Below are 23,151 nucleotides of genomic sequence, written 5' to 3' on the forward strand. Positions count from 1 at the left end.
CCCCAAAATATAGTCTATCTCTTTTCATATTACTGTATTAAGTTGTGTTGGAAAGCATAAATAACAGCTTGTGTTCGATCTTGGACTTCTAGTTTACTTAAGATATTACTTACATGGGTTTTAACCGTTTTGATCGTAATATGTGAGGCGCTTGCAATTTCTTGATTAGAATAACCTTTAGCAATTAATAGTAGTATCTCCATTTCACGTTCAGTTAACATTTCATATAACTCAGCACGTTTTTTCATTCTATTACGCATTTTCACGAGCACTTCTGCTTCAAAGACTGATTCACCTTCATGAGTTTTACGAATCGCTTCTGCAATATCACTCGCACTCGTTGTCTTTAAGATATAACTATCAACGCCAGAATCTAGAGCACGGTACACTTCGTTATCCTCGATATAACTTGTTAACATCAATACTTTCGTATGAGGTAAATCTTTTTTAACTTGTTCTGTCGCTTCTACCCCATCCATGTCATCCATGAGCAAATCCATTAAAATTAAATCCGGATGAAGTTCATGGGCTTTTTCAATTGCTTCTTTACCAGATTTCCCTTCCCCAACTACTTCAATATCTGGTTGCGTAGATAAATAACTTGAAATACCAATGCGAACCATCTCATGATCATCAACAAATAATACTTTAATCGGCATCTGAATCCTCCTTATTTAAAGGTGCTTTAACTTCAACTCTCGTACCTGAATCAGGTAACGATACGATATGAAAGTTTGCACCAATTTCTATCGCTCTTTCTCTCATGTTTTTAAGACCGTAACTTTGTTCAACTTTGTCATCAACATTAAAGCCTTTCCCATCATCTTGAATACGTAGCAATAAATACTTATCTTTATTAAATAGTTCAACGGTCACTTTTGTACCTTGAGAGTGTCTCAAAGTATTAGATATCGCCTCTTGCGTAATTCTGAATAAGTGATCCTCTATCCCTTTAGGAACTTCAAATTCTTCTATATCGTGTACCACTTTCATTGGCACTTTTTTCTTTAAATCAATTACTAAATCCTTTATTCCTTCTCCAAGTGACTTATCTTTTAAGCCAATTGGTCTTAAATGCAATAGTAATGCTCTCATTTCTAGTTGCGAATCTTGAATCATCTTTTCAAGTGTAGGGATTTGTTGGCTTAATGGTGGCTCAAGTTTCGTCTCTTTAATAGCTGATAACATCATGCTTGCTGCAAATAATTGTTGACTCACTGAATCATGTAATTCACGTGCAAGTCTTTGTCGTTCATCTTCTATAATTTTCTTTACTTTAACGTCATTAATATTATAAGATTCGTTTGTTAAATTTTGGGTCTTCATTCTCAGTTTGTGGACTTCTTGATTTAACGGTACTAATGTCTGATATAACTCAATCGTTTCATTGTACAGTTCGATGTTTTTATCGTTTATACCGACTGTCTGTCCTTCAATGGAACGTTCTATTTGCGTTTGTAACCAATGATTTTGTTGATTAATTTTGTAAGCTAATACTGACCCTACAATAATACATAATAATATAACTAATAAGTTAACAAATAATAATACGGGTATTCCAAAAATTTGAGTATAAAACATACCTTGGAAGTACATTATGTTAACAAAAACTTTATCGATAAAAAAGATAGCAAAAAACGTGCTATAAACTAATATTAGCATTGATCCAATTGCTCTTATATAGTGATTCATTTATAAATCACCTCAACATCACCGAGTAATGATGAAACATATATGTTAACTGCATAGTTTTCAGCTTTATTTTCTTCTTCAACTTTAATATTATTATTTTCTACTTTATAGGCTTTTTCATTCACATATGCCGTCCCATATATCGTGGAAAAATGTAATTTAATATTATAATTCAATGGTACAATAATTTGAATTTTACCTAACATGTGTCTCAATACTACAGTATTATCTTCTTTAATATTCGCTGCTTTCGTCATATCAATATGCACATGCCCTATACCATGTTGAATTTGGAGGTCTTCCCATTTATAGACATATGTAGGTGTCCTTTGTTCACCGAACCATTTTTGTTTAATAAATTCAGGTGACTCAACAGGTTCATCTGTCGCTATTACTTTCAACGGTTTAAAACGATAGATGACATAACGAATAATAAATACGATTAAGAATAAAAATAGTATAATAATCGTGTATTTATTAGATAAGAGCGTGAAAGCTATTAATAATACACCAATCCAAAATGATAATAACCCTCTAATTTTATGAAAATAAAGATACCCTACATAAACTAGTATGAGCCCAAGTAGTAAAACGAGCAAGAATCCAATTTTTTCAAAAAATATATAATAAAAATTGGCAATAATCATTAATGTCGTAAAAATAATCAACATTTCTGTTGATAAATATTTATTTGTCATGTTTCGCCACCTTTCTTCTTAAGCGACTAAACTTAATCGTTCGATTAAATCACACTCTGTTTCAATATTTACTTTCTCTTCTGCATTATACGATAAATCGGATTCGATTCGTGCATAGTCCGCTTCCATTTCATTTAATTCCTGCTTAATTTGTTCTATTTCTTCATCATTGATTGCTTGTGCACGGCTCACATGAATTTCATCTAAAACATCCATATATCTATTTTCTAATGTCACTGTTAATTGATGGATTAATTCACCTAAATAATCTTTACGTTCGATTAAGTATTTGATATACATCTCCACACTTCTTAGCTTTTTATCCAAATATTTTTGATATTCTACTAAGCTTGTGTTTATTGAATTTTTAGTCATTTTTTCTAAATATGTTGTTATATAATTCATAGAATCACCTCTTAATCGATTAGATTCTATTATAAAAAATATCCGGAACCATGCATATAGGCTCCGGAACCATCTTGAATTAGTACTTTAGACCGAAACACTTTCTAATCAATTTTAGTAGTTAATAAAGGTCCTTCTTTCGTAACAATAACAGTATGTTCAATTTGCGCTACATAGCTTTTATCTTTCGTCTCAAAAGCCCATTCATTCTTACCTTCAGAAACAAATGTTGCATTTGATGAGATAAATGGTTCGACTGCGATAACAGTACCTTCTTTTAGTAACGTTTTATCTTTCGGTTCATAATAGTTCATTACATGACTTGGTGCTTCGTGAAGTGACTGTCCTACGCCGTGACCTGTTAAATTCTTTATAACTGTTAAGTCATTTTTACGTGCTGTTGCATGAACTGCCTTACCAATCTGACTTAATTTAGAGCCTGGTTTGACTTTGAGCATTGCTGCATCAAATGCTTCTAATGCAACATCGCAAACCTTTTGTTTAATAGGCTCATCAGTTTCACCTACAACAAAAGAAATACCTGTATCAGCATAATAACCATTCTTTAAGGCAGATACATCAATATTTACTAAGTCGCCTTCTTTAATCTTACGAATGCTTGGGATGCCATGCGCAACCTCTTCATTAACACTGATACATGTTTGTCCCGGAAAGTTTTCATCATGAATAGGAGCTGAAATAGCGCCATGTTCTTCAAATAAATCTTTAGCGATATTATCTAATTCTTTTGTTGTCACTCCAGGCTTTGTTGCGGCCTGCATTTTGTCTCTAACTAGTGCACAAATATAGCCAATATCTTTTAATGCATCTAATTCTTCTTGAGTTTTTACTATCATATTATCCCGTTCCTTTTTAAAAATTAATTTCTTCCTTATTATAGCAAACTTCATTTGATATAATAAATTATATTATACGAACATAACCAGTTTAACACTTTACTTAGATGAATTACATAACTTCATAATCAAGAAGTGTTTGAATCATATTACTAGGAGTTTTTATATGAATGAACATTGGTATAAAAATATTATAGGCGCCAGAACTTTGAAGACAGGTTTAGCTACCTTTCTAACGGCTTTATTTTGCTTGTTGCTAAATCTAAATCCTATATTCGCCATTTTAACAGCTATCGTAACGATTGAACCTACAGCTAAAGCTTCAATTAAAAAAGGTTATAAAAGATTACCAGCGACGATAATTGGAGCACTATTTTCTGTGTTATTTACTTTTTTACTCGGTGATGGAAATGCATTAACTTATGCTTTAAGTGCCACTTTCACAATTGTGTTGTGTACAAAGCTCAATTTACACGTTGGAACTACTGTTGCTACGTTAACAGCTATGGCTATGATTCCTGGTATACATGAAGCATACCTCTACAATTTCTTTTCAAGATTGCTCACAGCGATGATTGGTCTTGTTACAGCAGCTTTAGTGAATTTTATCATTTTACCACCTAAATACTACGACCAAGTAAACGACAGTATTAATAAGACGGAAACAGAAATGTATCAGTTATTCAACGAACGTGTGAAACAACTTTTAATGGGTAAGTATTCAGCAAATAATGCTTATAAAAGACTTTCTGCATTAATGCGCCTTACGCAAAAAATAGAAACATTACTCACTTATCAAAAAGATGAATTAGGTTACCATAAGCATCGTGATGATGAATGGATCCAAATCAAATCGTTAACAACCCGAGCGCATACAAATCGCTTATTTATTACACATTTATCAAATATTGTTTATTTACCCAAAGATACGAATATTAAATTTACGCAAGAAGAACGTTTAGCTATTCTCTATATTGCTGAAAGTATTAGTGATATCCAGGCTACAGGCCACTTCGAACGTCAAAAAAATTCTGTCTCAGTATTAAAGAGTTCTGTTAAACAACTTGATGAATTTGATAAACATCAACTTAAGAGTCACGTTATTTATGAAATTTTATTAATATATCGCATTCTCGATCATCGATTTGCATAAAGAAAGGTCAGGACATCATGTTTACATTTAGGTTGCACTTACGGAAATTACCGCAACCACTGTACTATGCCCTGACCTTTAGTTTATTCATTTATTTATTTTTCACACGATCGATAATTACTTTTTTCGCCGCTTCTTCCTCATCGTTATTAACCTGTTGTGGCTCAAACGAAATCCCTTTTCGTTCACATGCTTTCTCTAACAAGTAATCAGTGATTTCATGATTCTTAGGTAAAATAGGCCCATGTAAATATGTCCCGAGTAAATTTTTATAATGGATGCCCTCTTTCGCATCTTGTCCATTATTACCATGGCCGTTTACAACTTTACCTAATGAACCAAATTGATGATACGTACGGCCGCCATGATTTTCAAAACCTACAATTGTTCCGAATGTTTCACTGTTAATGACGACATCACCAATCAATCGATCTTGTTGAGATTCTGTATAGAAATCTAAAATATTTAAACCTTCTAACTCTGTCCCATCTAAAGTTATATATTTGCTACCGAGAAATTGATAGCCACCACAAACGGTTAAGCCTGGCATGCCATCTTCTATAGCATCTTTCAATTTCACTTTGATTTTACTTAATTCTTTCGTGGCTAATGATTGCTCTCTGTCACTACCTCCGCCGATAAAGAATATATCACAAGCGTCAAAGGTAATACCATCTGTTACGTTGATATCTTTCACCTTCAACTCAATATTGCGTAATTTAGCTCGTTGTTTCAAGGCTAGGATATTGCCAATATCACTATATAAATTTAACTTATCCGGCAAAAAATGATAGACGGTTAGTTGGCGCATTACTTATGTTTCCCCCTAAAAGAGTAGTTTAGTTGCTCTAACATTGGTTCTAAAGATGTGTAATTAGGTATAGCAACGGTATAACAATCCTTAAAATCCATCGTTTTAGCCGTAGCTTTATGAATATCTCTTTCCAAAATGACCGGCGCTTTAATTTCTGCAAGTTTCAAGCGTAACTGTAATTCTTCTGCTCTTGTTCCTGTTACGATGATAGCCTCGAGTTGTTGGTCATTTAACTTTTCAAAATCTGCATCATAAATCCATGAAGTATCTCTACCATCAGCAGGATAGTCATTTAAGCTAATAACATAAACTTTATTATCACGTATTTGTTCTCCCACAGATAAACTAGCATTCATACCTGCTGGATTTTTAGCTAGATTAATCATTGCCTCTTTCGATTCATTACTGAAGTATTGCATGCGACCATTATCAGAGGTATATGTTTCAAATCCTTTTTTAATAGAATCATCATTTAAACCGAGCTCTCTCAACACTGAATAAGCCGCAATTGCGTTAAACGCATTGAAATCTCCTGCTAATTTCATATTATAAATTTGATTTTCGAGAGAAAACTGTATAAATGGATTTACTGTAAATTTCGATATTTCATACTTGGTAGCTTCACGTTTAAAGCCACATGAACAATAATAATGTCCTAATTGGTTATAATGAATATAATCATAATATAAGAGCTTCCCACAATTTGGACAGTATTTACTTTCATTCATTGTACTTTGTTCAAACTCATGTGCGTGTGCTTTTAAGCCATAATAAATAACGTGTTTACTCGCAATCTTTAATCTACTAACAAAGGGGTCATCAGCATTTAAGAGTAATTTAATGCCCTTGTTTTGAATTGCTTTCGCGATATTATCTACCATGATATCTATTTCACCAAATCGATCCATTTGATCTCTAAAGAAGTTAGTAACAACCATCATCGTTGGTGTAATTTCATTTAATACGCGCGGAATAGACCCTTCATCAATTTCAATAATCGCGACTTTTGTTTCTTGTGTACCTTGTAGAATAAATGAAGAGGTAATGCCCGGCGCCATATTTGCGCCTTCGTTATTATGTATAATTTTAATTCCATTCTTTTTTAATGTGTGGCCGATTAAATTTGAAGTTGTTGTTTTACCATTGGTTCCACTAATAAATACAATTTCATCAACTTGTGTAGCTAATTTTTTTAATATATTTTTATCTATAGTTCTAGCAACTTTTCCTGGTAAATTTGTACCATTTTTCCCTAAAGCTTTACTCGTTCTCCTGGTCAATTTTGCTAATTGAATTGCGCTCCAACGTTTCATCAGTTTCCTCCCTTTTCCACTGGAAAATTATATCATTTTTAATTTATGAATTACACTAAATAAGTTGGTTGAAAAAGCGACATCCAGATTATAATAATTATAATTTACTGAACTTTATAAATTTGCTATAATGTAGTCAATAACGAATGGAGGTTGGCTTGATTATGTTAAACAAAGATTTATTAAATGCTTTAAATGAACAAATGAACCATGAATTTTACGCTGCACACGCTTATATGGCGATGGCGGCATATTGCGACAAAGAATCATATGATGGATTTGCAAACTTCTACATTGAACAAGCTAAAGAAGAAAGATTCCATGGTCAAAAAATATATGACTATATTAATGATCGTGGCGAACACGCAATCTTTTCATCTATTTCAACTCCTAAATCTGACTTCAATAGCATCTTAGAAACATTTGAAGATGGTTTAGCCCAGGAACAAGATGTAACTAAACGTTTTTATAACTTATCAGAGTTAGCTAATAACGCAAAAGACTACGCTACAATTTCATTCTTAAATTGGTTCTTAGATGAACAAGTAGAAGAAGAATCAATGTTTGAAACACACATCGATTATTTAAAACGTATCGGTGACGATAGTAACACGCTTTATCTTTATGAAAAAGAGCTTGCTAGTCGTTCTTTCGATGAAGAATAATAAAGCCATCCAATAATATATACAATGCATTAGAGTCTGAGACAAAAATAAATGTCTCAGACTTTTTGTCAACTAAGCAATAAATGTCTGAATTGAAAATGTGCTTATATCAAGCTTTTTTAATACTAGTCATCCTTGCCGGGGTGGGACTACGAAATCTCTATTAAAAGTATTCGATTTCTGTCCCACTCCCTTATTGCCTTTATAGTGACTCAGATAACGTGTTGTCACATTTTATAAAAAATAACATGGTCATTAATTCATTTTAGCAACCATCAACACCCTACCATTCAAACTCAATGAGAAAGGAACTACATTCGATGAGTGATAATGCCTACATTGCCCTAGATTTTGAAACAGCGAATGGCAAACGCACAAGTATTTGTTCAGTCGGTATGGTTAAAGTCATTAATCATCAAATTACCGAAACATTTTATACGTTAGTTAACCCAAAAGATTATTTTTCACAACAAAATATCAACGTCCACGGCATTCATCCCGATGATGTGATACATGCTCCGACGTTTGATATCGTGTTTCCACATATGATGAACTTTATCGACGGTTTGCCTGTTGTAGCACATAATGCTGCATTTGATATGAATGTATTGCATGAAAGTATTAGAGCTATCGGTCATAAAACGCCCAATCTAGTTTATTTTTGTTCTCTTCAACTTTCTAGAAAAACAATTACAAATCATCGTTATGGGTTAAATTACATGATGGAATATTACAATTTAGACTTCAAAGGACATCATGATGCACTCAATGATGCAAAAGCATGTGCAATGATTACATACCGTTTATTAAAGCACTATAACGATTTATCTACTATGCTCAATATTTACGGTAAAAATCTACAGGACAAAGATGCATTGAAATAAATGCAATAGAGGTGTGAATTTAACTAACACAACATTTATTTTTATGTATTATCATATACAATTCAAAAATGAATTCAACATCAGTATAACAAAATGTATAACATTTTTGTTAAAAACTTTAGAATAATACGAATCATTTTAGTGACTCGTATTATTTTTTGCCAAATAGATAAACTTACAAAAATATTACATGGCTTTCATATATAATATAACCATAACCACACTTGATTTTATATTATCTCTTATGATGTTACAAATAATCATAAATAGTCATATTCACAAAAGAAACTTCTTCTAGATTGCCTACTGTAACCCCAACTAATCTAATAGGTACATCAGGATTTTTTAAATCAGTATACAATTCATATGCAATATTATAGATATCAGTTTCACTTTTTACCGGGTCTCTGAGACTCCGTTGTTTGGATAGTGTTTCATATTGAAATGTTTTAATTTTAACCGTGACAGTCTTACCTGATTTTTGAATTTTGGCTAACCTCTCTGACGTTTTACAACTTAATTCCCATATTTTTTGTAAAATTGTATCGTCATCGTTCATATCTGTAGCAAATGTACGTTCTGTCCCTACAGATTTTCTAATTCTAGTCGATTTAACAGGATTATAATCTATCCCTCTCGCTTTATTGTATAAACCATGACCTCTCTTACCGAATAATCTTATTAACTCACGTTCGCTCGTATCATATAAATCTTGACCTGTATAGATGTTATTTTCATGCATCTTTGCTTTAGATGCTTTCCCCACCCCTGGAAACCCACCTATATCAAGTCCCATTAATATTTCGTGTACATTGTTATAATCTATAACTGTAAGACCATTGGGTTTATTCATTCCACTGGCTAACTTTGCAAGAAACTTATTATATGAGACACCTGCTGAGGCAGTTAATTGTGTAGCTTCTAATATATCTCGTCTGATAAATTGAGCGATGTGAGATGCTGGTAAATCTGGTCTAACTAGATGCGTGATATCTAAGTAAGCTTCATCTAAAGATAATGGTTCAACGATATCTGTATAACTTTTAAAGATATCCATTATTTGTTGAGATGCTTCACGATATCTTTCAAAATGAGGCGTGACATAATAACCGTCTGGACATAATTTATGTGCTTGTACCATAGGCATAGCAGAGTGCACACCATATTTTCTTGCTTCATATGAGGCCGTAGACACTACGCCACGGTTACTTGCTTTACCTCCCACGATGACTGGTTTCCCTTTTAATTCTGGATTATCTCTCATTTCTACTTGAGCAAAAAAATAATCCATATCTATATGTATAATTCTACGTTCAGACATATTATTCACCCCCATCATCTCGCAACAAAGTTTATTTATTAATAAATCTTAACGAATTTAAAGTGATATTTCGTAAAAATTGCTCATATTTCATTGTATATTAGAAATGAAAAAGTTAGCTACCGCTTCAATAAATAAATTGTTGAATCATCAAGTCAACAATTATAGAAGTTGATAGCTAACTTACTACAAAGTTATCATTTTTTTATTTAAAATCGGTTTGTACTTGCATCGGAGCCTGCGTATAATACACAATTCCCTCAGTCGTATCTTCAATATATTTAACTTCACTATTGAATACGCCTTTTAAGAAGTAAAGATCGAATACGCAGTATCCTACGTGAAAGCTCATCATAAAAATAATAGATGAAAAAGCAAAGTTAGAAAACACAATAAATAAAATTAAAGTGATAATTACAAGTGGTGCTAACATAATCGTGAGGTATTGCCATTTTTTAAAATAAACATTTGGCATGTGCGTAGTAAGGAGACCGTATTGTAATTGATAGGCTGGCTTTTGTCCTTTTGATAATAAACGGAACATCATGTTATGAATAAATTCATGTATGAAATATAAAATGCTAAATCCTACAATACCATAAACTACATTTAACAAAATATTTTGTTCTATAATATGTGTATATGTATAAGCAACTTTATAAAAAATTAGAATGCACATCATAACAATTGTAAATTGTAAAAGAACAAATCTTTCAAATGCCTTTTTATTTGAAAGTAAATTAACTTTGAACATACAGCCAGCTCCTTACATCACTAAGTTAACTTCAGTATACTGCGATTAGAACCACGTTTAAAGTGACTTTATCTAAATTAATTGTTTTGTAATTGAAATTTAATAAACCAACGCTTTTTGCAATATAAAATAATATAAACCCACAACTTTAAAACTCAATTTATTACTATACAATGTTAATAACATGTAGTTGTATTAAAATTATTTTCTATCAAATTGAGCTACGGTTTCAACATGTGTCGTTTGTGGAAACATGTCGACGGGTGTAATCTGTTTAAGTTTGTATTGTTGATCTAAAATTTTTGCATCTCTTTGTTGAGTGGATGGATTACATGAAATATAAACGATTCTTTTAGGGTTGAGTTCTAAAACTGTGTTTAAGAATGTTTCATCGCATCCCTTACGTGGCGGATCAATCATCACTACATCAGGCTTGATTCCTTGAGCTTTCCATTTTAAAATAACTTCTTCTGCTTTACCACAGACAAAAGTCGTATTGTTGAATCGATTTTTAGTCGCATTATCTTGTGCGTTATCGATTGCATCTTGCACTACTTCAACACCGTAAACGTGTTTCGCTTGTTGTGCCATATAAAGACCAATCGTACCAATTCCACAATAAGTATCTAGTACAATCTCTTCACCTTGTAAATTCGCATAGTCTAAAGCACGTTGGTATAGATGTTCAGTTTGTTCTGTATTAATTTGATAAAATGACTGATCACTCATTTTAAATTCGACTTCAGATAACGTATCTTGTAGCGTATCCTTTCCAATCAACGTTACTGATTGTGGGCCCATAATCACATTTGAATGGGACGTGTTAATATTCTGTTTGATGCTAACAATTTGTGGAAACGCCTCTTGTAATCTCTCTACAAAAATATTACTTTCTTTGAATTTCTTACCATTAGTAACAAAAATTACCATGACCTCGCCAGAGTAATGTCCTGTACGAATTACAACATGTCTCATAAGCCCCTGTTTCTTTTGTTCATCATAAATACTGACATTTAATTCATTGAACCATTGTTTGACTTTATTCATAATTTCTTGATGTATTGGCGCTTGTATTAAACATTCATCCATATCAATAATCTGATGACTACGTTGACGATAAAAACCCATGATGGCTTGTTGGTCTTTATTTGTACCTACTGGAATTTGAGATTTGTTTCTGTATCGCCAAGGATTTTCCATGCCAATTGTATCGTGAATAATGACATCTTCGAAACCACCCTTTCTATGAAATAAATTTACCACTTGTTCTTTTTTCATAGCTAATTGTGCTTCGTATGTCATATGCTGCAGCTGACATCCACCGCATTTATAATAATAAACACAAGGTGGTTCAACTCGGTCCTCACTTTCTTTAAGGACATTTAATAGTTTACCTATGGCAAAATTTTTCTTAACTTTAATCACTTTGTACTCTATCTCTTCACCTATTAAAGCTTGTGGGATGAAAATAGGATAACGGTCAATTTTTATTACTCCATGTCCTTCGTGAGTAAGGTCGATGACACGACCTCGGTGTATATCATTTTTTTGTAGTGTACTCATCTTTATCCCTCCACATTAAAAGAGGTTAGGTTTCAAATCATGCTTTACCTAACCTCTACTTTATAAAATGTACGTCGTTTAAATGTATCCATAGCCATTTTTACTATCTATTAACTTTGATTTACTGTTCAATGAGTTCTTCATTGTTAATATCATCCGGCGTAAAAATTTCGATATGTTGCTTTAAATTTAAGAAATTACCAGGTAATTTTCCTCCATATTCACCATCGACATTCAATTGCATATCGTCAAATGAAGAAATATTAATAGATTGTGCTTTATGGTAATGTACTTTAGGATGCTTCGTATGTTCTCCACGGGAAGCAAGAGACATAATATGTCCTAACTCTGCTAGATTGGCTTTTTCTACTATAATTAAAGTGAAGTAACCATCATCCAATTTGGCATCCGGTACTAACTTCTCAAAGCCTCCCATTGAATTCGTTAAACCAAGTAGGAATAATAAAGCTTCTCCTTGGAATACATCATCATCGAATTCGATGCGAATATCGATTGCTTTCATTTGTGGTAGCATTTCAAAACCTTTGATGTAATATGCTAATGGTCCGACGATTGACTTTAATTTACTTGGTGTCTCATAAGATACTTGTGTAAGTTGTCCACCAGCTGCAAGATTTATGAAATATCTACTATTCATCTTCCCGATATCTACACGCGTTGTATGTCCTTCAATAATCACATCTATTGCACTCATGATATCTGTAGGTAAATGTAGGGCACGACCAAAGTCATTCACTGTACCCATAGGGATGATACCTATAGATGGTCGCTCTGGATGTTCGGCTATACCATTAATAACCTCATTTAAAGTTCCATCGCCACCAGCTGCAATTAAAACGTCATAATTATGTTCTAAACAACGTTGCGCTTCGATGGTCGCATCGCCTTCTCTTTCAGTTGCATATGCACTCGTTTCAAACCCAGCTTTTTCTAACCTTATTAACACATCTGGTAACGTCCTTTTAAATAACTCTTTACCTGATGTCGGGTTATAAATGATTCTAACACGTTTTCTCATATTTTATCCCTCGACTTTATTTACTCATTATCTATATTAAATGATTTAGCGTATTGTTAAAAGCATTTCGGTTAAACTTTGTCTGCTCATTTATTCTACATGATTTCTTCACAGATGTGTATTGATCTTAATGGATACAATTTTTGTAAATAGAAACGATGTTAATCAGGATAAGTTTTATTTTCAATTCAGCTTACCATTTATAACAGTATTATTCATTGATAACAAAAAAACGTCAATTTCTATGTAAGTTAAAATAGAAATTGACGTTTATACATAAGACAAAGTCATATTTATTAATGACTATTCTATGCATGGCCTATTTATATCAATGAAATAATTAGCGTTTATCTAACTCTTGTTTCAATAGTTTATTAACTAATTGAGGATTCGCTTGCCCTTTAGAAGCTTTCATAATTTGTCCTACTAAATAACCCATCGCTTTATCTTTACCATTTTGATAATCTTCTACAGATTGTGGGTTATTATCTAAAGCTTCGTTTACGAATTTTAATAAAGTATCTTCATCCGAAATTTGGACTAAACCTTTATCTTCCATAATTTGTTTTGCATCTCCGCCATTTTCTGCTAATTCAGGGAAGACTTTTTTAGCGATCTTACTACTCATTGTACCGTCTTCGATTAATTTAATCATACCAGCAAGGTTTTCAGGTGTTAACTGAGTATCTAATAATTCTACTTGATGTTTATTAAGATATTCATTTACTCCGCCCATTAACCAGTTAGATGTTAATTTAATGTCAGCACCTTCAGCTACTGCACCTTCAAAGAAATCAGACATTTCTTTAGTTAACGTAAGAACGTGTGCATCATATGCTGGTAATCCGTAATCATTAACATATTTTTCTTTTCTTTGGTCTGGTAATTCAGGAATCGTTTCACGCACGCGCGCTTTCCAATCTTCGTCTACATGAAGTGGAACGATATCAGGTTCTGGGAAGTATCTATAATCGTCTGAGCCTTCCTTAACACGCATTAGTGTGGTTTTACCTGTAGACTCATCAAAACGACGTGTTTCTTGTAAGATTTCTCCACCATTAAGCAATTCTTCTTCTTGGCGTTTCTCTTCGTATTCTAACCCTTTACGCACAAATGTAAATGAGTTTAAGTTTTTAAGTTCTGCTTTTGTACCAAACTCTTCTTGACCATATGGACGTAAAGAAATATTCGCATCACAACGTAATGAACCTTCTTCCATTTTACAGTCAGAAACACCTGTATATTGGATGATTGAACGTAATTTCTCTAAATAGGCGTAAGCTTCTTGTGGTGAGCGGATGTCTGGCTCTGATACAATCTCAATTAAAGGCGTGCCTTGTCTATTCAAATCAACTAAAGAATAACCTTCTTTATGTGTTGATTTACCGGCATCTTCTTCCATGTGTAAACGCGTAATACCGATACGTTTCGTTTCTCCATCAACTTCGATATCAATATATCCGTTTTCTCCGATAGGTTGATCAAATTGTGAGATTTGATATGCCTTTGGATTATCTGGATAGAAATAGTTTTTACGATCAAATTTAGATTCTGTTGCAATATCCATATTTAAAGCCATCGCAGCTCTCATAGACCAGTCCACAGCACGTCTATTTAATACTGGTAACACACCAGGATAACCTAAGTCGATTACGTTTGTGTTTGAGTTAGGCTCTGCTCCGAAATGTGCAGGTGATGGAGAGAATATTTTAGAATCTGTTTTTAACTCAACATGGACTTCAAGTCCAATTACTGTTTCAAAATGCATGGTTTCCACTCCTTATAAGTTTTCGTATTTATCATGAAAATTAAATTTAGTTTCATATTGGTAAGCAACACGATATAAAGTTTTCTCATCAAATGGTTTTCCAATAAATTGTAGACCGATTGGGCGACCGTTTGATTGGCCACAAGGAACAGAAATACCTGGTAAACCAGCTAAATTAACCGGTGTTGTTAATAGATCGTTCGCATACATCGTCAATGGATCATCGATTTCTTCACCAAGGTTAAATGCTGTTGTTGGTGTTGTAGGTCCGACAACGACATCGTAATTTTCAAATACGCGATCAAAATCGTTTTTAATAAGTGTTCTTACTTTTTGTGATTTTTTATAAAAGGCATCGTAGTAACCTGAACTTAATGCGAAAGTACCTAAGAAGATACGACGTTTAACCTCTTCACCGAAGCCTTCACTACGAGACATTTTGTAAAGTTCTTCTAGTGTCTTAGCTTGTGGTGAATGGTAACCATATCTAATACCATCAAAACGTGAAAGGTTTGATGACGCTTCTGATGATGCGATTACGTAATAAGATGGAATACCAAATTTAGTATTTGGTAATGATACTTCTTCAACGGTAGCACCTAAAGATTTTAATGTTTCAACGGCTTCTTTCACTGAAGCTTTGACTTCTTCAGAAACACCTTCACCTAAATATTCTTTTGGAAGTGCAACTTTTAAGCCGTCAATGTCTTTGCCAATATCAGCGGTAAAGTCATTTTCTTCAACTGGTGCACTTGTCATATCATTTTCGTCAACACCAGTAATTGTTTCAAGTACGAGTGCGTTATCTTTAACATTACGTGTTAATGGACCAATTTGGTCTAATGAAGATGCGAATGCTACTAAACCAAAACGTGAAACTCGTCCGTAAGTTGGTTTCATACCTACAATCCCACAATATGCAGCAGGTTGACGTATTGAACCACCTGTATCTGTACCTAAACTGAAAGGAACTAATCCTGCCGCAACGGCTGCTGCAGAACCACCTGAAGAACCACCTGGTACAGCTTTATGATCGAATGGGTTAACTGTCTTCTTGAAATAAGATGTTTCAGTTGAACCACCCATAGCAAATTCATCTAAGTTTAACTTTCCGATTAATACTGCTTGAGCATCATGAAGTTTTTGCATTACTGTTGATTCATAAATTGGAACAAAGTCTTCTAACATCTTACTTGCACAAGTAGTTTCTAGACCTTTTGTGATGATATTATCTTTGATACCCATAGGAATACCGAACAATTTACCTTCCATTTGGTCTTTTTCTTGTAATTCATCTAACTCTTGTGCTTTTTTAATGGCATTTTCTTTATCTAAAGCAAGAAATGATTTAATAGTCGGATCTGTTTCTTCAATTGCATCATAAATATCACTAACAATCTGTGATGGTTTAATTTCTTTATTTTTAATTAATTTAGTTAAATTTTCTACAGATTCGTAACGGATCGTCATCTTACGCGTCCTCCTCATTCATAATAGATGGTACTTTGAATTGGCCATCTTCTGTTTCTTTAGCATTTTTTAATGCTTCTTCTTGAGGAATTCCCTCGCTTGCTTTATCTTCGCGCAATACATTTTGTAAATCTAATACGTGATATGTTGGTTCAATATCTTCAGTATCTGCTTCTTCAATTTGATTGGCAAAATTTAAAATGCTTTCTAACGTTCCCTGCATTTTTTCTGTTTCATCATCACTAATTTGAAGTCGTGATAAATTAGCAATGTGTTCTACTTCTTCACGTGTAACTTTAGCCATGAAATAAAAGCCTCCTTGTTTACTCATTCATTATAAAATTGTATCAAAATTCCAACTAAAAATCTAAGTTTTTTACTATTATGACGTGTTTCTGTGCATTAATGTAACTCAACATCATAATTGTACGTAATTATTCTTTTTAAAAGGATTAAAAATCAATAATATTACTGATAAATTAAAAATCTACTAAAATTTATAAAAAACCTCTCTAACATCTACAACAGTAGAATTATTAGAAAGGCTTTAAAAACTTTAGTTATTATTTTTATAAATATGAACGTCTGGTTCTTTGTCATCTTTAGTTTTGCTGATTAATGCTTTTGGTTTGTTACCATCTTTGATATGAATTTCATATTCATCAACACCATCAAAGTTTTCTTTAGCTTGTTCCGTAACGTATTGTGTAATACCAATCGTTTCAGCTTTACCGTAATAGTCAATTGGAACATCTACTGTAAGTTGATGAACATGTTTTTTATCGAATTTTACAGTTCCGATAGCTTGTGTAAAGTTATTGAAGTATTTTTGTAAATTATCATTGAACTGTTTGAAATTTGAATTTAAATCTTTATCAACATTAGCTGCTTCTTTTGATGGTAGCATCGCTGTTCTTTGATGTGTATCTGACCAATGATTAATTCGAGTCTTACTTTCTTTGGCTGTAGATTCACTTATAAATTCACCTGGAGTAATAGAGTTTTCACCTGATTGTTTATAGATTGCAAAGTGAATAGGTATATCTTTAAGCTTCTTGTTTTCACGTAATCTAGATAAAATTTCTTCAGCCATTTGTTGGCCTTGCTTTTTAATCTCTTTATCATTTAATTTTTTATCAAACGTTTCTCCATCTTTTTTCTTTTGATAATAATATGTACCATTCATAGCTAAACCAATCGTCATACCTTTAATGTTCTTACCTTTACTATCATCTTTACCATAGAAATCTTGTTCTAAGATATTAGATAGATAGGCTGGTGATTGTTCAGCAATTTTTTCTTCATCTTTTTCACCTTTATGTGACGGATTGAGCCCTAAATTTTCATTTGCTTTTTTCTCTTTACGCTCATCCTTATCCATCTTATCTATTTCTTTTTTCGTAAACTTAGGTTGTAAGTATGCTTCGATCGTATCTTTATCTAAAAATTGACCATCTTGATAGAGATAATCATCTGTTGGAAATACTTGCTTACTTGATTCTAACAAGCCATCTTCGAAATCTTCACCATTATAGCTATTCGCCATTTTTTCTTGTAGCAAACCACGTGCTTGGCTTTCTTTAAATGGTAAAATCGTTCTATAGTTGTTACCATTGACGCTATCATCAGTTGCGATATTCTTGGATTTACTAGCGTTCTCACCTTGCGAATTGGCCTCTGATTCTTGGTTTTGATCATTATTATTGCCACATGCTGATAATACAAACATTGCTGCGATGGCTAACATTATCGTTCTTTTCATTCAATATCTCCTCTATTACTCAATATTGTTTTTTAGCTCTATAAAGTCGTCTTCAGACCAAACCGTTGTACCATATTTCTCTGCTTTCGTTAACTTAGATCCTGCGTCTTCACCGGCGATGACGATGTCTGTTTTTTTCGTAACACTATTTGTAACTTTTGCCCCTTGTAATTCTAACCACTCGCCCGCTTCATTTCTAGTCATTTGTTGTAGTTTACCTGTTAACACAATGGTTTTATCTTGAAGCTCTGGATGCCCTTCTACTTCTGTTGTCTTAACGCCTTTATATGTCATGTTAACATTTTTCGCTTCTAATTTTTGGATTAAAGCACGAATATCTTCATTTTCAAGATAAGTCACTACAGATTGAGCTAATTTATGACCTATATCGTGTATACCCATTAATTCTTCCTCTGATACTTCAAACAATGTATCCATTGAACCATATTTTTCTGCTAATACACGGCTCGCTTTGACACCCAAATGTCTAATACCAAGACCGAATAATAATTGTTCTAATGAATTAGATTTAGAAGTTTCAATTGCATTTAATAAATTTTCAACTTTCTTTGTACCCATCCGTTCTAAAGGTAGTAGGTCTTCTTCCGTTAAATAGAAAATGTCCGCAATATCTTTGATCTTTTCATTTTCATAGAGCTGTTGAATTATTTTGGTACCTAAGCCATCGATATTCATAGCTTGTCGTGAAACGAAATGAATCATGCCTTCTACAAGTTGAGCCTGGCATTTTGGATTGATGCAGCGTAAAGCCACTTCACCTTCTATTCTAACTAATTCATGTTTACAACTCGGACAATGTGTTGGCATATGATAAACTTGAGCATCATTAGGTCTGCGATCAATGACTGCTTTGATGACTTCAGGGATAATGTCCCCTGCTTTTTTAATTACAACACTATCACCAATACGTATATCTCGTTCATGGATCAAATCCTCATTATGTAGAGAGGCACGCGAAACAGTGGTACCTGCTACTTTAACCGGCGATAATACTGCTGTTGGCGTTACTACACCTGTACGACCAATACTTAACTCAATATCTAATAACTCAGTAATGACTTCTTCTGCTGGAAATTTATAAGCGATAGCCCAACGTGGAGATTTCTGAGTAAAACCTAAATCATCTTGTTGTTCTAATGCATTTACCTTTATAACGATACCATCAATATCGTACGGCAGATCTTCACGTTGTTCAGTCCATTTTTCTATATATTTCAATACATCATCAATCGACTGAACGCGTTGTCTTTGTTGGTTTGTTTTAAAGCCGAGTTGGTCTAACTCATCTAATGCTTCACTTTGCGTATTTGCATTAAACTGAGTCAAATCATTCACGCTATATAAAAATACACTTAGCTTTCTCTTAGCTGCCAATTTAGAATCTAATTGTCTTAGTGATCCTGCTGCAGCATTTCGTGGGTTAGCAAATGGTTGTTCATCATTTTGTTCTTTAGCTTCATTTAGTTTAATAAATGATTGACGTGGCATATATGCTTCCCCACGAACTTCGAATGTACGAGAATCATTGATTTTTAAAGGAATTGCATGGATCGTCTTTAAATTCTCCGTAATATCTTCGCCGACTGTCCCATCTCCTCGAGTTAAACCTTGAACGAATTGTCCATTTTCATATTTTAACGAAACGGCTAAACCATCAATCTTCAACTCGCACATATACTCCACATCACCGACACGTTCACGGATGCGTTGATCGAATTTACGTAAATCCTCTTCATTAAACGCATTGCCTAGACTTAACATCGGTGTATCATGTGCAACCTTTTCAAATGTTGATTGTGCAGATCCTCCTACTCGGACAGTTGGAGAATCTGCTGTTTGATATTCTGGATGTTCCTGTTCTATCTCAATTAGTTCATGCAATAACTTGTCATATTCACTATCAGGAACGGATGGATTATCTTTAACGTAATATTCATAACTATATTGGTTTAACAATTGATGTAATTCATCAACACGTGCTTGTAAATCTGCCACACTTTAGTCCTCCTTCTTATCAATTGGAGCAAATTGTGCTAGTAATCGTTTAGGGCCTTCGGATTTAAAAATAATATCTAGTTCTACTGAACCGTTTTTGTCTGTAACATTACTTACCATACCCTCACCCCATGATTTATGAACAACCTTGTCACCTACATTCCATTGTTGTGATGAAGTTGATGCTTTATTAGAGGTCATACGCTTACTATATCCTCGTTTTGGTGGTTGCTTTGTTGCAGAATTAATTTTTCGACTTGTACGATTACTTTGATTCACATTATCAAGTAAGCCTTCAGGTATTTCTCGTAAAAATCGTGAAGGCATATTGGATTGTGGTTTACCGAATAGCATACGTGAAGTTGCATGTGTAATATATAACGTTTCTTCCGCTCGTGTAATGGCCACATAACAAATACGTCTTTCCTCTTCCATTTCATGATCATCATCACTTTTAATAGCACGAATATGAGGGAAGAGGGATTCTTCCATACCCATAATAAAGACGACTGGAAATTCTAGACCTTTCGCAGAATGCATCGTCATTAATGTAATGCCATCTTCAATTTCAACTTCATCGATATCTGCTACAAGTGATAAATCAGTTAAGAAATTGATTAATGATTGTTCTTCTAACGGTGTGTTTTCTTCATAATCTTTTGGTACAGACATAAACTCGTCAATATTTTCTAATCTACTTCTAGATTCTAGCGTTTGTTCGCGTTCTAACATTTCACGATATCCAGATTGTGTAAGTACTTCATCGACAATCTCACTAATTTCTAAAAACTCTTGCTGCTTAATAAGGTTTTGTATAGTGTCGTAAAACGTAATACATGACTGAGTAACTTTTTTAGATAAACCAATAAAATCTACTTCTGCTAAGGCATCAAACATACTAATATCATTTTGATTTGCATATGCTTGAATTTTTTCTACAGAGCTTGGGCCTACGCCACGTTTAGGTACATTAATGACACGTTGTAAACTAATATCATCGTTACTGTTGGCTATGATACGTAAATAACTCAGTAAATCTTTAATTTCTTTACGGTCGTAGAACTTCTGACCGCCGACCATTGTATAAGGGATGTTAGATTTCATAAATGTTTCCTCTAACACACGAGATTGTGCATTTGTTCGGTACAGAATAGCCATATCTTTGAATTTTTTACCGTTACTTTGTTGTTTCTTAATTTCACGAACAACGTACTCTGCTTCATCTCTTTCAGTTGTTGCTTCGTAATAATGTATCTTGTCACCTTCATTATTACCAGTCCATAACCCTTTAGGTTTACGTTCAGTATTATTTTTAATGACTTCATTTGCTGCATTTAAAATTGTCTTAGTAGAACGATAATTTTGCTCTAAAAAGATAGTCTTGGCTTCTGGATAATCCTCTTCAAACGAAAGAATATTTTGAATATCCGCACCACGCCAACCATAAATCGATTGATCTGAATCCCCTACGACACAAAGATTTTTAAATTTCTTTGCGAGTAAATTGACTAATGTATATTGGGCTTTGTTAGTATCTTGGTACTCATCCACATGTATGTATTGAAATTTATTTTGATAATATTCTAAAACATCCGGTACACGTTCAAATAATCGAATGGTTGTCATAATTAAATCATCAAAATCTAAAGCTTCATTTCTTGAAAGTTGACGTTGATATCCACTGTAAACTGTGGCAACCATTTGACTATAGTAATCTGTCGCCTCATTTTGAGCATCCTCTGGTGTTTTTAATTCATTTTTTAAATTACTAATCGCACCGATAAACATTCTAGGTTCAAACTTTTTACTATCGATATTTTCATTTTTTAATACGTCTTTAATTACTGATTTCTGGTCAGTTGGGTCTATAATAGTAAAGTTACGTTCAATACCGATCCGGTCGGCATCTCTACGTAAGATACGCACACACATAGAGTGGAAAGTCGACATCCAAATAACTTGAGCTTCTTCTCCGACTAATTGTTCCACACGTGCTTTCATTTCTTTAGCCGCTTTATTTGTAAAAGTAATCGCTAGTACGTTATAAGGCGAAACATCCTTTTCATCTAATAAATAGGCAATGCGATGCGTTAATACACGCGTCTTTCCCGAACCTGCACCTGCCATGATTAGCAATGGACCTTCTGTTGTACGCACAGCCTGGCTTTGTTCATCGTTCATATTGTTTACTAATGCATTCATTGACGCGACTCCTTTATCTTTACTGTTTTTAGTGCTTTTTTAATATCGGTGTAAATGATATCTCCGACTATGATTGTATCTGCAAATGATGCCATCTCTTGGGCTTCACCTAAACTTGAGATACCCCCACCATAAAACAATTGTGTATCCGTTAATATATCTGCGGCAGCTTTAACTTTGTCTACCTCTCCATAAGTGCCACTATATTCTAAATACATGACTGGTAATTGATACATATAATTAACCATTTGTGCATAAGCTTCTATATCATCTTCGCTTAAATCAGTTTGGGATTTGGTCACTTGAGCTACTTTACTATCAGGATTTAATACGACATAACCTTCGAAAATAAACTCATCAAAATCAATCACATGGCCATACGATTTCAATGCCTCTAATAAAATGCCATTATGATATGTTACGTCGTTGCTATTTAATACAGTAGGCACAAAGTAGAAATCAAATCCTGGCATTACACTTTCTACATTTGAAATTTCCAGTGCCAATGGTAGAGGGTATCTTCTTACGCGACTCATTAAATGAATAACGTTATCTTCTGTAACGTCATCTGTTCCCCCAATAACAATCGCATCTGTATTTGACATACAAATCGCATCTAAATCCTCATCACTAATTGATTTAGCTGGATCTAATTTAAATATATGTTTCCATTGTTTAATATCATACATTACTGGAGACTCCTTTAATTAACATACAATTAATTATATCATTTTTATTCTTTGAGTTCTAAAATGAAACTATGTATTTTTAACAC

Annotated in this window: 21 protein-coding genes; 3 read left to right on the top strand and 18 right to left on the bottom strand. The window is 33.4% G+C overall.

The features are described from left to right. Nucleotides 1-29: 29 nt before the first annotated feature. The 5 genes from QQM35_RS10595 to map all read right to left on the bottom strand — a co-directional run bounded on the left by QQM35_RS10595 (nucleotide 30) and on the right by map (nucleotide 3,652). A complete protein-coding gene (locus QQM35_RS10595; protein ID WP_251518488.1) occupies nucleotides 30-659 on the bottom strand; it encodes a response regulator transcription factor VraR in 630 nt (209 codons plus the stop codon). Beyond that, a complete protein-coding gene (locus QQM35_RS10600) occupies nucleotides 649-1,692 on the bottom strand; it encodes a sensor histidine kinase VraS (protein WP_251518486.1) in 1,044 nt (347 codons plus the stop codon). Before QQM35_RS10600 ends, QQM35_RS10595 begins: the two co-directional genes overlap by 11 nt. Then, the gene (liaF, locus tag QQM35_RS10605) at nucleotides 1,689-2,390 is read right to left on the bottom strand and encodes a cell wall-active antibiotics response protein VraT (protein ID WP_251518484.1); all 702 of its coding nucleotides are present in this window, start codon (nucleotides 2,388-2,390) and stop codon (nucleotides 1,689-1,691) included. The genes QQM35_RS10600 and liaF overlap by 4 nt, the downstream gene beginning before the upstream one ends. Before the next feature lie 18 nt (nucleotides 2,391-2,408). Continuing rightward, the gene (locus QQM35_RS10610) at nucleotides 2,409-2,795 is read right to left on the bottom strand and encodes a hypothetical protein (protein ID WP_251518482.1); all 387 of its coding nucleotides are present in this window, start codon (nucleotides 2,793-2,795) and stop codon (nucleotides 2,409-2,411) included. 104 nt (nucleotides 2,796-2,899) lie between these two features. Then, nucleotides 2,900-3,652 (bottom strand): type I methionyl aminopeptidase, encoded by a 753-nt coding sequence (gene map, locus QQM35_RS10615; RefSeq protein WP_251518480.1) that lies wholly within the window; start codon nucleotides 3,650-3,652, stop codon nucleotides 2,900-2,902. 166 nt (nucleotides 3,653-3,818) lie between these two features. On the opposite strand from map, the gene QQM35_RS10620 reads away from it, so the two are divergent. Further along, entirely contained in the window at nucleotides 3,819-4,805 is a 987-nt protein-coding gene (locus tag QQM35_RS10620; protein WP_251518478.1) for an FUSC family protein, read from the top strand. A 91-nt stretch (nucleotides 4,806-4,896) separates the two neighbouring features. Here the strand turns inward: QQM35_RS10620 and QQM35_RS10625 are convergent, their stop codons facing one another. Both QQM35_RS10625 and QQM35_RS10630 read right to left on the bottom strand, forming a co-directional pair. Next, entirely contained in the window at nucleotides 4,897-5,616 is a 720-nt protein-coding gene (locus QQM35_RS10625; protein WP_251518476.1) for a type 1 glutamine amidotransferase, read from the bottom strand. Next, the gene (locus QQM35_RS10630; RefSeq protein WP_251518474.1) at nucleotides 5,616-6,932 is read right to left on the bottom strand and encodes a Mur ligase family protein; all 1,317 of its coding nucleotides are present in this window, start codon (nucleotides 6,930-6,932) and stop codon (nucleotides 5,616-5,618) included. The genes QQM35_RS10625 and QQM35_RS10630 overlap by 1 nt, the downstream gene beginning before the upstream one ends. Nucleotides 6,933-7,096: 164 nt before the next feature. On the opposite strand from QQM35_RS10630, the gene ftnA reads away from it, so the two are divergent. Next, entirely contained in the window at nucleotides 7,097-7,597 is a 501-nt protein-coding gene (gene ftnA / locus QQM35_RS10635) for an H-type ferritin FtnA (protein ID WP_251518472.1), read from the top strand. Nucleotides 7,598-7,896: 299 nt separating this feature from the next. Beyond that, complete coding sequence (locus QQM35_RS10640; protein WP_285813487.1) at nucleotides 7,897-8,481, top strand: 3'-5' exonuclease; 585 nt, start codon at nucleotides 7,897-7,899, stop codon at nucleotides 8,479-8,481. Nucleotides 8,482-8,731: 250 nt separating this feature from the next. Here QQM35_RS10640 and dinB read toward each other — a convergent pair whose 3' ends face one another. The 11 genes from dinB to QQM35_RS10695 all read right to left on the bottom strand — a co-directional run bounded on the left by dinB (nucleotide 8,732) and on the right by QQM35_RS10695 (nucleotide 23,065). Beyond that, nucleotides 8,732-9,802, bottom strand: coding sequence for a DNA polymerase IV (gene dinB, locus QQM35_RS10645; RefSeq protein WP_251942697.1), 1,071 nt, complete (start codon nucleotides 9,800-9,802; stop codon nucleotides 8,732-8,734). A gap of 205 nt (nucleotides 9,803-10,007) precedes the next feature. After that, the gene (locus QQM35_RS10650; protein WP_251518450.1) at nucleotides 10,008-10,556 is read right to left on the bottom strand and encodes a DUF3267 domain-containing protein; all 549 of its coding nucleotides are present in this window, start codon (nucleotides 10,554-10,556) and stop codon (nucleotides 10,008-10,010) included. 201 nt (nucleotides 10,557-10,757) lie between these two features. Next, nucleotides 10,758-12,119, bottom strand: coding sequence for a 23S rRNA (uracil(1939)-C(5))-methyltransferase RlmD (rlmD, locus tag QQM35_RS10655; protein ID WP_251518448.1), 1,362 nt, complete (start codon nucleotides 12,117-12,119; stop codon nucleotides 10,758-10,760). A 121-nt stretch (nucleotides 12,120-12,240) separates the two neighbouring features. Further along, nucleotides 12,241-13,158 (bottom strand): diacylglycerol kinase, encoded by a 918-nt coding sequence (locus tag QQM35_RS10660; protein ID WP_251518446.1) that lies wholly within the window; start codon nucleotides 13,156-13,158, stop codon nucleotides 12,241-12,243. 340 nt (nucleotides 13,159-13,498) lie between these two features. Next, nucleotides 13,499-14,926 (bottom strand): Asp-tRNA(Asn)/Glu-tRNA(Gln) amidotransferase subunit GatB, encoded by a 1,428-nt coding sequence (gatB, locus tag QQM35_RS10665; RefSeq protein WP_251518444.1) that lies wholly within the window; start codon nucleotides 14,924-14,926, stop codon nucleotides 13,499-13,501. Between the two features lie 12 nt (nucleotides 14,927-14,938). Further along, nucleotides 14,939-16,396, bottom strand: coding sequence for an Asp-tRNA(Asn)/Glu-tRNA(Gln) amidotransferase subunit GatA (gene gatA / locus QQM35_RS10670; RefSeq protein ID WP_251518442.1), 1,458 nt, complete (start codon nucleotides 16,394-16,396; stop codon nucleotides 14,939-14,941). A gap of 1 nt (nucleotide 16,397) precedes the next feature. After that, a complete protein-coding gene (gatC, locus tag QQM35_RS10675; RefSeq protein ID WP_251518440.1) occupies nucleotides 16,398-16,700 on the bottom strand; it encodes an Asp-tRNA(Asn)/Glu-tRNA(Gln) amidotransferase subunit GatC in 303 nt (100 codons plus the stop codon). A gap of 252 nt (nucleotides 16,701-16,952) precedes the next feature. Next, complete coding sequence (locus QQM35_RS10680) at nucleotides 16,953-18,158, bottom strand: CamS family sex pheromone protein (RefSeq protein ID WP_251518438.1); 1,206 nt, start codon at nucleotides 18,156-18,158, stop codon at nucleotides 16,953-16,955. Between the two features lie 15 nt (nucleotides 18,159-18,173). Next, complete coding sequence (gene ligA / locus QQM35_RS10685) at nucleotides 18,174-20,174, bottom strand: NAD-dependent DNA ligase LigA (RefSeq protein WP_251518436.1); 2,001 nt, start codon at nucleotides 20,172-20,174, stop codon at nucleotides 18,174-18,176. 3 nt (nucleotides 20,175-20,177) lie between these two features. Then, nucleotides 20,178-22,376, bottom strand: a complete 2,199-nt coding sequence (gene pcrA / locus QQM35_RS10690) for a DNA helicase PcrA (RefSeq protein WP_251518434.1) — start codon at nucleotides 22,374-22,376, stop codon at nucleotides 20,178-20,180. Next, a complete protein-coding gene (locus QQM35_RS10695) occupies nucleotides 22,373-23,065 on the bottom strand; it encodes a heptaprenylglyceryl phosphate synthase (protein ID WP_251518432.1) in 693 nt (230 codons plus the stop codon). Before QQM35_RS10695 ends, pcrA begins: the two co-directional genes overlap by 4 nt. Nucleotides 23,066-23,151 lie beyond the last annotated feature (86 nt).

This window comes from Staphylococcus hsinchuensis, assembly GCF_038789205.1.
In the GTDB taxonomy this organism is placed as follows: Bacteria; Bacillota; Bacilli; order Staphylococcales; family Staphylococcaceae; genus Staphylococcus; species Staphylococcus hsinchuensis.

What these genes read in the sequence shown, in the direction of transcription:
- QQM35_RS10595 (WP_251518488.1), bottom strand. Translation starts at nt 659, where the DNA reads ATGCCGATTAAAGTATTATTTGTTGATGATCATGAGATGGTTCGCATT.
- QQM35_RS10600 (WP_251518486.1), bottom strand. Translation starts at nt 1,692, where the DNA reads ATGAATCACTATATAAGAGCAATTGGATCAATGCTAATATTAGTTTAT.
- liaF (WP_251518484.1), bottom strand. Translation starts at nt 2,390, where the DNA reads ATGACAAATAAATATTTATCAACAGAAATGTTGATTATTTTTACGACA.
- QQM35_RS10610 (WP_251518482.1), bottom strand. Translation starts at nt 2,795, where the DNA reads ATGAATTATATAACAACATATTTAGAAAAAATGACTAAAAATTCAATA.
- map (WP_251518480.1), bottom strand. Translation starts at nt 3,652, where the DNA reads ATGATAGTAAAAACTCAAGAAGAATTAGATGCATTAAAAGATATTGGC.
- QQM35_RS10620 (WP_251518478.1), top strand. Translation starts at nt 3,819, where the DNA reads ATGAATGAACATTGGTATAAAAATATTATAGGCGCCAGAACTTTGAAG.
- QQM35_RS10625 (WP_251518476.1), bottom strand. Translation starts at nt 5,616, where the DNA reads ATGCGCCAACTAACCGTCTATCATTTTTTGCCGGATAAGTTAAATTTA.
- QQM35_RS10630 (WP_251518474.1), bottom strand. Translation starts at nt 6,932, where the DNA reads ATGAAACGTTGGAGCGCAATTCAATTAGCAAAATTGACCAGGAGAACG.
- ftnA (WP_251518472.1), top strand. Translation starts at nt 7,097, where the DNA reads ATGTTAAACAAAGATTTATTAAATGCTTTAAATGAACAAATGAACCAT.
- QQM35_RS10640 (WP_285813487.1), top strand. Translation starts at nt 7,897, where the DNA reads ATGAGAAAGGAACTACATTCGATGAGTGATAATGCCTACATTGCCCTA.
- dinB (WP_251942697.1), bottom strand. Translation starts at nt 9,802, where the DNA reads ATGTCTGAACGTAGAATTATACATATAGATATGGATTATTTTTTTGCT.
- QQM35_RS10650 (WP_251518450.1), bottom strand. Translation starts at nt 10,556, where the DNA reads ATGTTCAAAGTTAATTTACTTTCAAATAAAAAGGCATTTGAAAGATTT.
- rlmD (WP_251518448.1), bottom strand. Translation starts at nt 12,119, where the DNA reads ATGAGTACACTACAAAAAAATGATATACACCGAGGTCGTGTCATCGAC.
- QQM35_RS10660 (WP_251518446.1), bottom strand. Translation starts at nt 13,158, where the DNA reads ATGAGAAAACGTGTTAGAATCATTTATAACCCGACATCAGGTAAAGAG.
- gatB (WP_251518444.1), bottom strand. Translation starts at nt 14,926, where the DNA reads ATGCATTTTGAAACAGTAATTGGACTTGAAGTCCATGTTGAGTTAAAA.
- gatA (WP_251518442.1), bottom strand. Translation starts at nt 16,396, where the DNA reads ATGACGATCCGTTACGAATCTGTAGAAAATTTAACTAAATTAATTAAA.
- gatC (WP_251518440.1), bottom strand. Translation starts at nt 16,700, where the DNA reads ATGGCTAAAGTTACACGTGAAGAAGTAGAACACATTGCTAATTTATCA.
- QQM35_RS10680 (WP_251518438.1), bottom strand. Translation starts at nt 18,158, where the DNA reads ATGAAAAGAACGATAATGTTAGCCATCGCAGCAATGTTTGTATTATCA.
- pcrA (WP_251518434.1), bottom strand. Translation starts at nt 22,376, where the DNA reads ATGAATGCATTAGTAAACAATATGAACGATGAACAAAGCCAGGCTGTG.
- QQM35_RS10695 (WP_251518432.1), bottom strand. Translation starts at nt 23,065, where the DNA reads ATGTATGATATTAAACAATGGAAACATATATTTAAATTAGATCCAGCT.